Annotated in this window: 10 protein-coding genes; 6 read left to right on the forward strand and 4 right to left on the reverse strand. The window is 42.1% G+C overall.

Features of this window, described 5'->3' with window-relative positions; all coding sequences use genetic code 11:
• Positions 1-7: 7 nt before the first annotated feature.
• The 4 genes from C900_RS24050 to C900_RS24065 all read right to left on the reverse strand — a co-directional run bounded on the left by C900_RS24050 (position 8) and on the right by C900_RS24065 (position 5012).
• Positions 8-979, reverse strand: coding sequence for a hypothetical protein (locus C900_RS24050; RefSeq protein ID WP_009582939.1), 972 nt, complete (start codon positions 977-979; stop codon positions 8-10).
• A gap of 417 nt (positions 980-1396) precedes the next feature.
• Positions 1397-2932, reverse strand: coding sequence for a hypothetical protein (locus tag C900_RS24055; protein WP_040497448.1), 1536 nt, complete (start codon positions 2930-2932; stop codon positions 1397-1399).
• Positions 2925-4496: a hypothetical protein gene (locus tag C900_RS24060; RefSeq protein ID WP_157494178.1), complete on the reverse strand. Its 1572-nt coding sequence runs from the start codon at positions 4494-4496 to the stop codon at positions 2925-2927. Before C900_RS24060 ends, C900_RS24055 begins: the two co-directional genes overlap by 8 nt.
• Positions 4497-4607: 111 nt before the next feature.
• The gene (locus tag C900_RS24065; RefSeq protein ID WP_040497450.1) at positions 4608-5012 is read right to left on the reverse strand and encodes an EVE domain-containing protein; all 405 of its coding nucleotides are present in this window, start codon (positions 5010-5012) and stop codon (positions 4608-4610) included.
• 82 nt (positions 5013-5094) lie between these two features.
• On the opposite strand from C900_RS24065, the gene polX reads away from it, so the two are divergent.
• The 6 genes from polX (at position 5095) to C900_RS24100 (ending at position 15492) form a co-directional block, all read left to right on the forward strand.
• Positions 5095-6816 carry a DNA polymerase/3'-5' exonuclease PolX gene (gene polX / locus C900_RS24070; RefSeq protein WP_009582943.1) on the forward strand — a complete coding sequence of 574 codons (1722 nt, stop codon included), beginning with the start codon at positions 5095-5097 and terminating at the stop codon, positions 6814-6816.
• A gap of 147 nt (positions 6817-6963) precedes the next feature.
• Entirely contained in the window at positions 6964-7977 is a 1014-nt protein-coding gene (locus C900_RS24075) for a glycosyltransferase family 9 protein (protein ID WP_009582944.1), read from the forward strand.
• A 651-nt stretch (positions 7978-8628) separates the two neighbouring features.
• A complete protein-coding gene (locus C900_RS24085) occupies positions 8629-11688 on the forward strand; it encodes a SusC/RagA family TonB-linked outer membrane protein (RefSeq protein WP_009582945.1) in 3060 nt (1019 codons plus the stop codon).
• A 19-nt stretch (positions 11689-11707) separates the two neighbouring features.
• Positions 11708-13063: a RagB/SusD family nutrient uptake outer membrane protein gene (locus tag C900_RS24090; RefSeq protein WP_009582946.1), complete on the forward strand. Its 1356-nt coding sequence runs from the start codon at positions 11708-11710 to the stop codon at positions 13061-13063.
• Between the two features lie 105 nt (positions 13064-13168).
• Entirely contained in the window at positions 13169-14032 is an 864-nt protein-coding gene (locus tag C900_RS24095; protein WP_040497452.1) for a cyanophycinase, read from the forward strand.
• 68 nt (positions 14033-14100) lie between these two features.
• Positions 14101-15492, forward strand: a complete 1392-nt coding sequence (locus C900_RS24100; protein WP_009582948.1) for a YfcC family protein — start codon at positions 14101-14103, stop codon at positions 15490-15492.
• Positions 15493-15905 lie beyond the last annotated feature (413 nt).

The raw sequence follows: 15905 nt of genomic DNA on the forward strand, positions 1-15905 counted from the left end.
TTCAATTCTATATTCTCTTTTTTATTTCGATTAAATATAGCGTCAACTCCTCCACCTTCTCCAATAGCTTCGCATTCATCTCACCCAGATTCACTCCATTTTCTTCTACTTCTTTGGCAGTGGGAATGCCGGGAAGGTGTTTGTTCTTTTTTAAATGGATCTCAAGTTCTTCGAGAGGAGTAAGCTTATAACCCTCTTTAAAGACATAATCAGGCCAAGGGGAGACGCTTGTCACTTGAACCTCTCTGGCTCCTATTTTTCCTTCTACAGCCAGTTTGAAGGAGCCGATATTTTCCGTACCTATTCCCATACTTCCTTTGAAGTATGAATACCCATTATAGCCACTCAGCCAGTGCATCACTTCTTGCGAAGAATTCTGGATGATAAATTTCTTGTTTCCTTCCAGAGCCAAGTGAGCACTGATTCCCGTGCCGGTTTGCTTGAATACCCATGATCTTTCAGTAGAAAACCTCAAAAGCTCTGCGCCATCACCTGAAGCGCTAATATCCAATTTGGCGGTGGGTGAAGATGTACCTATCCCAATGTTACCTGTGTTATCAATCACCATCCTATCCTTGTCGCTGTCATCGCTCGTAAACCGTCTGAATATGTGGAGTTTTGTAGTATTATTCCCTGTTTCTGTAACTCTTATTCCATAGAGATCTCCTGAGGCCGTTCCTTTAGGATCCAACTGAAAACTGGATACCGCACTGATACTGCCCCCGACTAATAATCTTCCGTTGAATGTTCCATTGTCGGCATGAATGGAAGTATGGCTTGTAACCGAGTTCCAAAATCGAATAACTTTATTATGCCCATCATAAAAAAGCTTCGCATAGGATCCGTCATCGTACGTACTGCTGAAAGGTTGCATTGTCAAATAATTGTTGGTGTGGTTTAAAACACCACTGTACGTTGTCTGGGCATAATTCCTCAATGCCGGAAAAGTCATAATCAGGATAAGTAAAATTTGCTTCATATATCATTTTTAATATTAAAATTCACCTTAAACGTCTATACCGATAGCACAAGTATAGCAGGCGCGCGTCTCAAAAAATGAGACTCCACTTTTTATTTTTCAGAAATTTATAATTATGTACAAAAAAAGCCGGATAAGCGACTGTTTTTGAAATATGGCGGCAAAATATTGCTTTAAATAATATAATCAAACTTATTTTAAATAAAATATTAAAAATAATAATAACAACTTATTTAAATGTTCAAACATCCTTATATTTAAGAGTCACTATCCAATTTAGTCACCTACAAGAGTAAGGGGAATAAAAATATAATTACAGGATGTATCATTAAATATAAATAGAGGAATAATAACGGTAGGAATAGCTCAAGATGGAATATAAAAGTCAGCTAAGAAATGAAAATGCTTTATAATTGATCACTCATAAATCACCTTATTCACAAAAAATACTTCTCTTGCAGGTATGGCAGTGCCGGTGCTTTTGATATTTTGAACTCCGTAGGTAAAAAAAACATTTCCATACCACTTTTCCAGTCCCTCGATCTTTGTCTTGGCTTCTAATGCCTCACTGGTCTCAATAGTCAGCCGGACCTTACTCTCCTCTTTGCCCTCTAACACTTCGCTGCCCCTGATTATTTTGGACCTGATGGCATCATCAAATACATATAGCAATACAATTTTATCCCGCTCAATGTCTACCTGCACAAACTGCTCAAGTTCAAAAGATATGACATCATTGATCTCAAAGCTGTTGTCCCACAGCAGGTTACCTTTTTTATCAAACCCCAAGATAACCGCGTGGGTATATCTATAGCCATCAAAAATTAAGTTGGAGTGGTAAATGCCGCGATTCACCGTCCAAACCGAATTAAAAAGACCTGAATTGCTATTGACAGTTCTATATTTAGGGTAAAAGGCTTCACCCAGCAAAATATACTGATCATCACTTTTGATCAGCTCATGTACGAGTAAGCGATAGTTGAACCGGAGTTTTTTATTCTTGAACTTTTTACGCTCTATCCTGTTCAGTACCCTGCGTTCGCGTTTGGCCTTCATATACCTGAAGAAGTTTTTCAGCTCGCCATAGTTGTAAAATTTGATCTGCTGCTCCCCATATTCATTGATGTTGGCTACAAAAATTCCCCGGGAATATTCAGAATATCGCTTTCCATATACTCCGGCTATTAACTGTGCCTGCCCATCCAACGATTGTCCACGTCCAAATAACAGTCCCTTTGATTTTTCGGTATCCAATACAATTTTTTTGATCAGATTTCCATTGCTGTCGAAAGTGCTGATAAAAAGGGTCATCACCTTTTCCAATGTCCTTCCCTTTAAAATGACATCAAAAGTATCATCCGGGTTGATCTTTATCTCTATAAGTTCTGACCGCTCGTTGAACAGTCCCGGCAGTACCCTCGGGACATTTTTCTCCAGATCATACAGTATTACTAAAGGACGGTAGTTGTAGTATCCTCCCACAAGTACTGAGGCGTTATTCAATACCTTAAAGCTTTGAAGGGCAAAAGGAATAAAATTTCGAATGGTAGTAGTGGCAACAGCGCCACTGGAGGCGGTAAGGGTAAATAGTTCGAGATTACGCTTACTAAGGTTTTGACTTCTGAAGAGCAGGTACAACTGATCATTTTCAAAGTACCGCCCCAGCAGTGTCAGATCGGCAGGAATAAAATATTCCTTCTTCCATAGAGCATTAAGCGCTGTATCCAGCTTAATTATTTCCCACAGTTGATCACCTGTCTTGTGGGTATTTTCTTTCTCCCTAAAGAGCAAAAGTCCTCCCTCACCCGCAGACACGACTTCAAAATCATGTCCGCCAGGTATTTCCACTTCAAAGCGTGCTGGCTGCGCTATCTGCCCGATGACCGTCAGAGTTGATATCACAAGCAAAATAAGCAGCAGGCAACAACGAAATAATTTGTTGTATTTATTCAAATGCCACTTTATTGATAAACAAAACACTTCTCCTATTCTCAACATCCGGATTTGCCTTATTTTCCACGCGATGGTAGCCCCATACCAGAAAATAATCGCCATACCAATAATGGGTTTTCCCTACACCATCGTAGGTATGTACTATCTTATCATTTTCATACAATAAATGAATACCCTCTTTCCCACTTGTTAATGTTTCCGATTGATCAACAACTTTATAATTCAACGCTTCTTCAGATTTATAAAGTAGATTTACATTGTTTGCTGATTCATAGAAGTCTACAATCTGCTCAAGTGAATATGTTTCAACATCTTCTACTTTTATACTATTATCCCAAATGAGCTCACCTTTATTATCCAACTTTACGATTACAGATTCTAAATATTTAAAATGTGTGGCATCATCAACATTGGCCAACGGGCTGCTACGCTTCACATATCTTTGATTCGCGGCATTGGAAAAATCCTGATAGCCGGTATTGAAGCCATAACCATAGTAGGGATTATAGCTCCTTGAATTAATTCCATCAGACTGAGGGTTATAAATTTCCGCTGCCAATATATAGCCATCGTCCTTTTTCCTAACCTCATGCATCAACAATCGGGAACGGTATCTAAACTCCTTGCCACGCGCCAGCTTGCGGTCAATCCTTCTTTTTATTCTGGCGGCCCTTCTTGATCCCATATAGTCAAAGAAGTGTTCAAGCTCTGTGAAATTATAAAACCGCACAATATCCTGCTGCCCCTCCGGTTTTACGATAGCAAAATAAATCCCCTGAGCATAATTGGAAGATGAGCTGCCATATGTACCCGTAACGGCAATATTTCCATTCACAAAATCAGTGGTCTTCCCGCTGAGCAACCTGTAATTTTCCTTTAGTTCGAGAGACTTTTCAAATAGCATGGTGCCCTCCGGGGCGTATGTGCGTAGCCGTAAAATATAGCCCTGATAGGTCTTTTCAAGTGTTAGAATATTAAAAGTGGAATTATCATTGGTCCGCAGGTCGACAATATCGCTTCTATCCTTGAAAAACCCGGGGACTACTGCTGCCCGGTTCTCGCCTATTTGATAAGTTACCACTGTTGGGCTGTACCGCACATAACCGGCCAACACCAGATGATCTTTCACTACGGTAAGGTGAGACAGCTCAAGCGCCAATTCATTTTTAATGTCATAACTCCTGACTTCCTCGCTTAACAGGTGAATAGTTACCAGGTGGAAGTCGCTGACCGCAGATTCACTTTGAGTAAAGATAAGGTACAGCTTGCTGTCGTAGAGATCAAATCCTTTAAATATGTAACGATTATCAATGGCCAGCTCTTTTTTGTATCGTTCAGCCATTGCGGTATCCAGCGTAGTGATCTCCCAAATATCTCCCTCACCTTTTCTATACTCGTCCGTATCCCTGAAAATAACCAATCCATCGCGCCCAGCGGGTAGCACGTTGAAATAATCGTCATTATTCTTTTTCTCCAGTTCATAACGCTCCAACTGCCTCAGTTGTGGGTATACAGTATGGACCAATGTTGTAACTAGGATGACCGACAGTATATATTTTTTCATATGCATGCTTGTATGGAGTCGTCAGTGTTGATGTATTCAGAGGCCCCAAAGGCATTCCACTTGTCTTGCCAAATTTTACTCATGACTCACGACTCTGTACTCAAGACTCTTCTATTCACTCATACCTAAGATAATATCAAATTCTTCTTTTTTCACTGGTTGTACTGACAAACGAGAATTTCTCACCAATACCATTTGCTCCAGTCTTTTATCATTTTTGATATCATCAAGCGTAACGCTGCTTTTCAATTGTTGGTAAGGAGCCACATCCACTACCACCCATCTTTCATCATCAGTACTGGGGTCCTGGTAATATTCTTTTACAATTTTCGCCACACCAACAACTGCCTTTTCATTAACACTATGGTAAAAAAGTGCCAGGTCGCCTTCTTTCATAGCTTTCATATTGTTTCGCGCCTGGTAATTCCTTACTCCATCCCAATGTGTCCGCTTATCCCTAACCAGGTCATCCCACGAATAGGTTCCCGGCTCAGATTTCATTAACCAATAGTTCATTGAATTATTCTTTTTCGTTAATACGTTTTTATAAATTTACACAATTATCGGTACTGCAAAATATAATTAAAAATTAATAGCCTTGGATAACAAAAGCATCATCAGATTGATCAGACATAGCGTAGCGCTCATGGAACTACACGGGGAAAGCGACTCTAAAATTAAAGCATACAACAATGCACTTTTTAACCTGGAAAGGGAAACCAATGCTTTGTCAGAGATGAGTTGTGTGGAATTGGAGGAGATCAATGGTGTAGGAAAAAGCATAGCTGCCGCTATTGAGGAAATTTGCAAAACCGGAACATCGACAACCATAGAAAAACTGACAGGAGAAACCCCTGAAGGCGTCATAGAAATGCTTGACATTAAAGGCATAGGCGCCAAAAAGATCCGGCAGTTATGGAAAGAGCTGGATATTGAAAGCTGTGATGCCCTGTTACAAGCGATTGATGAAGGAAAGCTGGCCAAGCTAAAGGGGTTTGGCGAAAAGACACAGGCTAACCTGAAAGAGGCTATTTTATATAAACGGCAACATGCGGGCAAAGTGCTTTACGCAGAAGCCGAAGTGTTGATGAACTTTTTGAAGAAAAACATTACCGAACACTTTCCTGATATTTTGATCTCAGAAAGTGGCGCTTTTCGCAGAAGAGTGGAGATCATTGATGAGTTGACTTTGGTTATTGGCAGTGAAAATATCAATGCCGTAAACGCGTATATTAACACCATTGATGGTTTGACCTATCTAAAGAAACAATCCAGCCCGTTTAACTGGCGTGGAACTTTCGAGGGAGCAAACCTGCCGGTAAGAATAAGATTTACCTCCCGTTCAGAGTTCTATAAAATACTTTTCATCACCACAGGTTCTAATGTTCATATCCACCACCCTATCAACGAAGACGACAGTCTGTACAGCCTCATAAAAAGCTCTGCTGATATACCTTCCGAGCAAGCCATTTATGACCTGGCCGAATTGCCGTTTATCGAACCCGAGATCAGGGAAGGACAGTTTGAATTTGAAAGCGCCACCAACAATGCCCTGCCTCAACTTATCAAGATGAAAGATCTAAAAGGTATTCTTCACAATCACAGCACCTATAGCGATGGGAAACACAGCATTGAAGAGATGGCCCGCTATTGCAAGGAACTGGGGTATGAGTATCTTGGCATTTCAGATCACAGTAAATCATCATTTTACTATGCTAATGGCCTATACGAAAACAGGGTAAAGGACCAACAGAAAGAAATTGATGAGCTGAATATTGCTATGGCCCCTTTCAGGATCTTCAAAGGTATAGAGTGTGATATTTTACCGGATGGAACTTTAGACTATGACAATGATACCTTAGCCACTTTTGATTTTATAGTGGCATCCATACATTCTGTATTGAATATGGATATCCAAAAGGCCACTCAAAGGTTGGTCACCGCCATTGAAAATCCCTTTACCACAATTCTTGGGCACATGACCGGACGTCTCCTACTGCAGAGAGATGGCTATCCGGTAGACCATAAAGCAATTATTGATGCCTGTGCTAAAAACAATGTGGTGATTGAGGTAAATGCTCACCCCCGCAGGCTTGACATTGATTGGCGTTGGATCTATTATGCCCTGCAAAAGGGGGTTATGTTGAGTATTAACCCTGATGCTCATGCCCGGGAGGGTTATCATGACATGCGCTATGGCATACTTGCAGCCCGCAAGGGAGGTCTAACAAAAGACATGAATCTAAACAGCCTGACACTGAGTGAAATAGACCAATACTTCAGAAATAAGAAGGAAAGGGCATTGGAAGCAGTTACATAAACAGTTACTGTAGGTAGTATTTGCCTACTAGATAAATTGAAAGTTGGCAATCGGCAAAAGCAATAGGCAAACTGGATTATCAATTTATTTTACAACTTTGGAGCAATTATAAATCCTTATTTGTTGAGTGACGTAAGTTAACCATTAATGAGTCTGAAAGTTTTAGTCATACGTTTTTCATCTATTGGAGATATTGTGCTCACCACACCCGTAGTGCGTAACCTTAAAACTCAATTGGATGACCCTCAGATACACTACTGCACTAAGGAACAATTTAGGTCAATTGTAGAGCCCAACCCCTATATTGATAAAATACATTATCTAAAAGACAGTCTTGGCGACCTTATTAAAGCGTTGAAAACGGAAAAATTTGACTATGTTATTGATCTGCATCGTAATTTAAGAACACGGATAATTAAAACCAGACTCGGAGTAAAAAGCTACTCATTTGATAAACTCAACTGGGAAAAGTGGCTGATGGTGAACCTCAAGATCAACAAACTACCCAACAGGCACATCGTAGAAAGATATATGGATACGGTAAAACCATTGGGAGTTAAGATCGACAGCCTCGGCCTCGATTACTTCATCCCGGAAAAGGATATAGTACCTTTGGAGTGGCTACCGGAAACGCATAGAAAAGAATACATAGCCTATGCCATAGGCGCCCAACACAATACAAAAAAGCTTCCTCTGAAACGGATGATCGAACTGTGTGATAAGATCAATAAGCCCATCGTTCTACTGGGAGGCCCGGGAGATGCAGAAACAGGCGAAGCCATTCGGCAGTTTTTCGAAAAAACAGAGAAGTCCGCTCCTATGGAAGAAGGATTGATGCGGATGAACAAAAAGACCATCATTTACAATGCCTGCGGAAAATACAATTTAAATCAGTCTGCTTCACTGGTAAAACAAGCACGCTACGTTTTCACACATGATACAGGGCTGATGCATATTGCAGCGGCTTTTAAAAAAGAGATATTCAGCATCTGGGGAAACACCATTCCTTTATTTGGGATGTACCCTTTTAGAACAAAATTCACAGTTTTTGAAAATAACAAGCTAGACTGCAGGCCTTGTTCTAAAATAGGTTACGAAAAGTGTCCGAAGGGGCATTTTAAATGCATGAATAATATCAATTTTGACTTTTACTTGCCATAGTTATTTGGAAAAGCCGCGGGGAATTATTATAATTGACCTCATGAAGGCTCTAAATGCACCTCTATACAGATTCATTTCCATCTCAGCAAAACCACTGAGCCTTCTTAATCTTCAGCCCATTTTTGATTGTTAGACTTACATTTTCAGGATCAATCAGTACGTAAGGTTTTTTACGGATTTTAATTTCTAATTCTGATGATGTATGAAGTCTACTATATCTAAGGTAGTTGGTATATCCATTTTTGACATATACCTTTTTCTAAATAGTGTTTGTAAGAAAACTCTAAGAGGCTTTAAGAAAACGTTAAGGTCAAGGCTTGTGAAATGCCAAGAAGCTGGAGTCCCGTACAGTTGTCACAGTTGTCGGGATGAGCATTTTTGGGACGAGCATAACGCAGACATTGGCGTTTTCTTAGAGACACTAAATAAATTAACCGTTTCTGGCAGCCCTCGGGAAGCGTTCTATTCCGTTGCTTTCGGAAAATCATTGAAGCCTATTCCTGCCCAGGCAGAAAAAATCCTGGGACTACGCAACCTGCAGCCTGTTTTCGACTGTTAGTTGACCGGTCTTCCCTATTGCTTATGCTCGTTTGAGAGCATACCAAAAACCCATTTTTCTTAAAAATTTATTTAAAACAAAATAAGTATGTTATGAAACACATGTTTACTATTATTTGTATTTGTTTGGTATCGCTGGGTGCGTATGCTCAAACAAATATCTCAGGTAAGGTCACCTCGGCAGAAGATGGAGAACCTTTACCTGGTGTAAGTGTAATTGTGAAAGGTACTACACAAGGTACAGTCACAGATGTTAACGGTCAATACACATTGTCCGCTCCTTCAGCAGGAACACTTGTTTTCTCGTTTGTGGGCATGGCATCTCAGGAAGTTACCGTGAATGGACGATCTGTAATTGATGCACAGCTTGAGCCAGACATCAAACAACTATCCGAGGTGGTGGTAGTTGGCTATGGAACCCAGATCAAGAGTGACTTAACGGGTAATATAGCGCAGGTAGATGGCGAAGTAATTGCAAATGTACCTGTTCCCAGTTTTGAACAGGCCATACAGGGCCGATCGGCTGGTGTTTTGGTGAGTTCACAAAACGGCAAGGTGGGACAAGGCATCAATATACGTATCAGGGGCGGTTCATCAATAACAGCAAGCAATGAACCGCTTTATGTGGTTGATGGTATTCCCATCACTGCTGATAACCAGTCGCGTACGGGTGCGGCAACTAACCCACTGGCAGACATTAATTTTAATGATATAGAGTCTATTGATATTCTGAAGGATGCATCTGCCGCTGCAATATATGGTTCCAGGGCAGCGAATGGTGTTGTTCTGATAACTACCAAAAAAGGAAAGCAGGGAAAAACTCAATTTACTGCCAACTTTCAATATGGCGTCAGCAGTCCGACCGGAAAGAGAGAATGGCTAAATGCTAAGGAGTATGTTGAATTATATAGAGAGGCAGCATATAACAATGATCTGGCAGAGGGATATGACCCTATCAATGATCCTGGCGATTATCCTGGCTCGTGGCTGGAGTATATGGAGGAAACCTTTGACTTTCTGGCCGGAGACACCGACTGGAGGCAGTTAGAAAATGATACGGATTGGCAAAAGGAGGCATTCCAGGATGCCCGGCTAACTGCTTTTGACCTATCCGCAGCGGGTGGAACAGAGAAAACGAGGTTCTATGCCAGTGGATCGTACAGCGATCAAGATGGTATCCTGATCGGCAATAATTTCAAAAGAATATCCGGTCGCCTCAACCTCGACCATACAGCGACAGACAAATTGACCTTTGGTTTAAATGTTGGTATCTCAAAAACTACTAATAACCGGGTGACGGAGGACAATCAATTTTCAACTCCTTTGCAACTGGTGGCACAATCTCCTTTGACTCCGGTAAGGGACAAGGAAGGAAACTTATATGACAATGCACTCAACCCGGCCATGTTCTATTACCCTGCCACTGTTGAACTGGAAAATTCCCATTTTGTATCGACTGTATTTAGAAATTTGGTCAACACGTATGTTAGCTATGACATTACAGATGCCCTAACGTTAAAAGGAGAATATGGCTTCGACCTGCTGACACAGTATGAAGATCGTTACCAAAATTCCAAAACACAAACAGGACTTGATGTAAATGGATACGGCACATCCCGATGGGTAAGGATTTTCAACAACACCTCACGAATCTATTTGAATTGGAATAAGGAGTTGGGCGTTAGTAATTTCGATATTATTGGTGGATTTGAATATCAAAAGTCTACCAGGGATCAGACAAATGTTGAAGGGCAGGGCTTTCCGATCGACAATCTTAAGACTGTTGCCTCGGCCGCAGAGATTGTGGCCGGATCAGGTACTTTAAACGAATTTTCTTTTCTGTCGTATTTTGCACGAGCCAATTACAAGCTTCATGGCAGATACCTGCTTTCACTGAGTGGCAGGGTTGACGCTTCCTCCAGGTTCGGTGAAAACAATCAATATGGATTTTTCCCTGCAGCATCGGTAGGCTGGATAATCAGTAATGAGCAATTCTTATCCGACAACAGCTTCTTATCATTCCTAAAGCTGAGATCAAGTTATGGATTGACAGGAAATGCTGAAATCGGCAATTATGACCATTTCGGACTCTATCGCCCGGTAAGCTATGACCAAACATCCGGTCTCAGGCCCTCGCAGATCCCAAATCCTGACCTGGAATGGGAAAAAACCGCTCAACTCGACATTGGTTTAGATTTCGGTTTAATGAACGATAGACTTTCCGGGGAGCTTGATTACTACATAAAAAAGACCAGCGGGCTATTGTTGGATGTACCTGTTCCCGGCACTACAGGGTTTGAATCCCAGACCCAGAATATTGGAGAGCTGGAGAATCAGGGAATAGAACTTGTATTAAACTATAATGCCATAGCGACAGGCAACTTCCGTTGGACTACCTCTGTGAACCTGGCAAAAAACAACAACAAAATCACCCAGCTAAGTGGTGACCAGGAGATAATAGACTCGGGAAGTTCCAGGTGGTTGAATGTAGTCAAGGTCGGTGAGCCCATTGGAGTGTTTTATGGGGTGGAATATGCCGGAGCAGACCCGGATAATGGAGATGCACTGTTCTATGTAAATGGAGAAACTCCCGGAGAGACAACGAATAACTTTAACAGTGCCAACAAAGTAGTATTAGGGAACCCTACCCCTGATTTTATTGGTGGCTGGAGCAATAACATCAGCTTTAAAGGATTGGAACTAAACTTCCTGTTCCAGTGGGCTACAGGTAACAAGATCTTTAATGGTGGCGGAGGTTTTATGTCGGCTAATGGCAGATATGAAGACAACCAGACTAAAGATCAGCTTAGGAGATGGCAAAAGCCTGGTGACATTACCGATATACCCCAGGCAAGGTTATACGAAAACAATGGTGCACAAGCTTCCAGCAGATACTTATCAGATGGCTCATATATCCGTCTTAAAAATATAACTCTGGCCTACAATCTGCCCGTCAATCTAATCCAAAATATAGGTTTTAATACGGCACGCATATATGTATCAGGGCAAAATGTACTCACATTTACAGACTATGACGGCTGGGACCCGGAAGTAAATACTGATTACCGGGCCTCTAATATCAACCTGGGCAATGATTTTTATGCTGCTCCGCAAGCCAGGACATTTACTGTTGGAGTAAAAGTTGGATTTTAAACTTTAAACTAGAAAAGTGATGAAAACATTAAAAAATATATTGGCTGTGGTGGCGATTATCGGTCTCCTTATTGGCTGTAATGAAGAACTAGACCTAAGACCTCCGCAAGATGTTGATGCGGATCTGGCATTAAGTAGTGATGCCAACGTAAAAACTACTCTACTGGGCGCATACGATGCTTTGAGTGAAGGCGATCTTTTAGGAGGAAGCCTTCAAAGAAATGCTGAATTGCTCGGACAAAAGAGTCATATACAGTTCTCTGGTACGTACAATGCACCTGCTGAAATATGGAGAAAAGACATTACTACGGTAAATCTGGATGTAACCGAAGTATGGCTGGGTGGTTATGATGTCATCAACATTGTCAACAATGTCATTTCCGCTCTAGAAGTTGTCGATGAAGATGATAGAGACCGCATTTCAGGTGAAGCCCATTTCATTCGGGGGCTGGTGCATTTTGAACTGGTGAAATTCTTTGCTCAACCCTATTCGGCTGGCAATGTAGCCTCTAACCTTGGTGTACCACTGATACTTGAGCCAACAAGAGGAATTTCGGAAGAAAATTATGTTGCCAGAGCTTCAGTTGCAGACGTTTACGACCAAGTGATCCGTGATCTTCAAATAGCCGAAGCTAACTTACCCTCTGATAATGACGTATACGCCAACAAAGCAGCCGCAGCCGCGGTGCTCAGCCGTGTTTACCTTCAACAGTTGGCATATGAAGAAGCTCGTGATGCGGCGAACCGAGCCATCGGCCATACCAATGGACTGTTTTCTTTGGCGAGCGGCTACGCAGCACTTTACAACAACTCTTCTAATTCAAGTGAAGATATATTTGCGATCCAGGTCAATACTCAGGATGGGGTTAACAATCTGCAACTATATTTTGCCGCAGCAGGTTTTGGCGGTCGTGGAGATATAGAAATTCAACCTGGTCAGTTAGCACTTTATGATCCCGGCGATCTTAGGTTGAACCTGTACTACGATGACCCCGCCACAGGAGAAACCAGGACAGGCAAGTATATCAATCAATTTGCCAACGTTCCGTTTATCAGGTTAAGTGAGTTATATCTTACAAGGGCAGAGGGGAATATCCGGCTCGGTGAAACAGTGGGAGATACTCCGGAAAATGACCTTTTTCAAATACAGGAAAGAGCCGGGTTACCATTTAACGCAACGCCCACAGTAGATGATGTTTTATTAGAAAGAAGACGTGAGCTGGCCCATGAGGGGCATGCCATCCATGACTACAAAAGGTTGCAACTTCCCGTGGATGGATTACCTTTTGATGCTAACGAACTGGTATTCCCAATTCCACAACGTGAGATGAACGTAAATAAAAACCTGAAGCAAAACGCAGGATACGGAGGATAATTTTTATTTTTTGTTTAGGTTAAGGGCTGTATCGGGAGGATCGTTGTCATGAATTTGCAATGATGACAAAAACTTCTGATGCAGCCATTCTTATATCAATACACTATGACTAATAGATTTCAAATACTGTTTCTGTTGGCGCTATTGGCGTGTACACGTGGACCGGAGCCAACAAACACCCCAATGGAGCGTCCTGCGGGCAAGCTCTTTATCATCGGTGGTGGTAAACGACCTGCCGCAATGGTTAAGGAACTGGTGGAACTATCAAAAATTGATAAGGAAGGCTATGGTATCATCCTGCCTATGTCCAGCGAAGAACCTGATTCATCCGTCTACTACGCCAAAATCCAGTTTGCAGACCTCGGAATAACGAATGTTACAGGCATGAATTTCACTAAAGATCAGCCTGCAACACCACAGCAGTTAGACTCAATAAAAGGGGCTCATCTCATTTACATTTCAGGGGGTGATCAGAACAAGTTTATGCAGGTAGTTTACCAAACTCCCATAGAGGTCGCTATTAAAGAAGCCTTTAAAAATGGAAGTGTAGTTGCAGGTACAAGTGCCGGAGCCGCTGTAATGAGCAAAAAAATGATCACCGGAAATGAACTCAAGTATCCACTTTATGAGGAAACCTTCCGCAACATTGAATCGAACAACATAGAGATCAAGCCGGGTTTGGGACTGATAGAAACTGCCATTATCGATCAGCACTTCATCAAAAGAAGCAGGTATAACCGGCTGATCTGCGCAGTCATTGAATATCCCGGCATGCTGGGTATTGGTATCGATGAGTCAACTGCCATTATTGTTGAGGGTGATTCTGCCCGAGTCACAGGTGAATCCCAGGTGATCCTGTTTAGAAACCCCGACCATTCGCAGGCAGATCACAACGGGTTGCTTGGCGCCAACGACTTACGGCTGGATGTGTTGCTACCTGGCGCAAAATTTTCTCTTTCCAATAAATGATTAAGTAAGCAAGCAAGTCTCTTCGATTCTTGTTTTTAAGAAAGGAAAGGCTCGAAATTAACACACACATGAAATTTAAATTACCGGATACGCTCATTCTGCTACTCATTATTTTAGCGGCTTTTACATTGTTGACCTGGATCATCCCGGCAGGTGAATTCGATAGACAAATAGTTGATGAACGAGAACTAGTCACCCCCGGCAGCTATCATGAAACAGAAAGCAACCCCGCAGGCTTTTTTGATTTTATCCTGGCCCCTATTAAGGGGTTTATCTCCTCAGCACAAATTATAGTGTTCATCTTTTTTGTAGCCGGTTCTTTCGGCATCATCAACAAAACAGGAGCCATTGAAGCCGGGTTGCAATCGGTGGTACGGCTGAGCAGACAACGGCCTAAAAGCAAAAAGTTTGTCATCCCTGTCTTAATGATGCTGTTTTCTTTGGCCGGAGCAACCTTCGGCATGAGCGAAGAAGTGCTTGTATTTATTCTTATCACTCTTCCTTTAAGCTTCGCGTTGGGTTACGATTCAATAGTGGGTGTAAGTATCCCCTTCATCGGGGCCGGAGCTGGTTTTGCGGGTGCATTTCTGAATCCATTTACCATCGGCATTGCACAGGGTATTGCGGAGCTCCCCCCCTTTAGCGGCTGGGAATACCGGCTGGTAGTTTGGGCGCTATTTACCATCACAGCCATTGTATTTGTTTTGATATATGCCAACAGGATCGAAAAAACACCCTCTGCAAGTCCAATGCATGAGATTGATAAAAAGTCCAGGTACAAGGATCATGAAGGTGTAGAGGCCACCTTTAACCTGAAGCATAAAGCGGTGGTCTCCATCTTCTTGTCGGGACTCGTTTTGCTTATCGTGGGTGTAAATCAGTGGGATTGGTATATCAATGAGATCTCAGGGCTGTTTCTGATCCTGGGGGCCATATCAGCTTTGGTCTACCGGATGCCGGTGAGCGATGCAGTAGAAGCTTTTGTGCAGGGCGCAGCAGAAATGATCAAAGTTACTTTTGTTATTGCCATTGCCAAGGGGATATTGATAGTAGCTTCTGAAGGAATGATCATCGACACCATACTTCAGGCTTTATCCACTGCCGTTAAGGACTACCCAAAAGCGGTCTCAGTGGAGTTGATGTTCTATATGCAAAGCTTCCTTAATTTCTTCCTGCCATCCGGAAGCGGACAGGCGGCTCTCACTATGCCAATCATGGCTCCCCTGAGTGATATATTAGGCATTTCGCGACAAACAGCGGTACTGGCATTCCAACTTGGTGACGGACTTTCTAATATCATCATTCCTACCAGCGGTGTAACCATGGGAGTACTAACTATAGCCAACATCCCTTATCAGAAATGGTTTAAATGGGTATTGCCATTAATGATCATTTTCTTCCTGCTGGCGATGCTGGTTTTGCTTCCTCCGGTGTTGTTTTTTGACTGGTCGGGAATGTAAATTGACTTTTTGCTGAGCTAACGAAAACTATTGAACCTGACAGAAGGACTGCCAATAAAGAAGTTGCACCATAGCTGTATCAAAGACACGTGACCATTAGTGGTTTCGTAGTTCCTGTAGTAGACAACAACCTCGGGCCTTGTGAACTGGATACTTTAATTAGTGTTTGTAAGAAAACTCTAAGTGGCTTTAAAAAAACGTTCCCGCCAAAGGGCGGGACGAAGTTCCAAAAAGCGGAGCGTACTGAGGTACGAGAGCATTTTTGGGACAAGCGTAACGTAGACATTGGCGTTTTCTTAGAGCCACCAATTAATTAACTTACTTTGTGGCTATGTGTCACGGAAGTAACTGTCGAGTAGGAACGAGGAGTTTCACCTCGCCCCTCTCACAGAATCGTACGTGATGGTCTCCCA

Source organism: Fulvivirga imtechensis AK7 (assembly GCF_000331535.1).
In the GTDB taxonomy this organism is placed as follows: Bacteria; Bacteroidota; Bacteroidia; order Cytophagales; family Cyclobacteriaceae; genus Fulvivirga; species Fulvivirga imtechensis.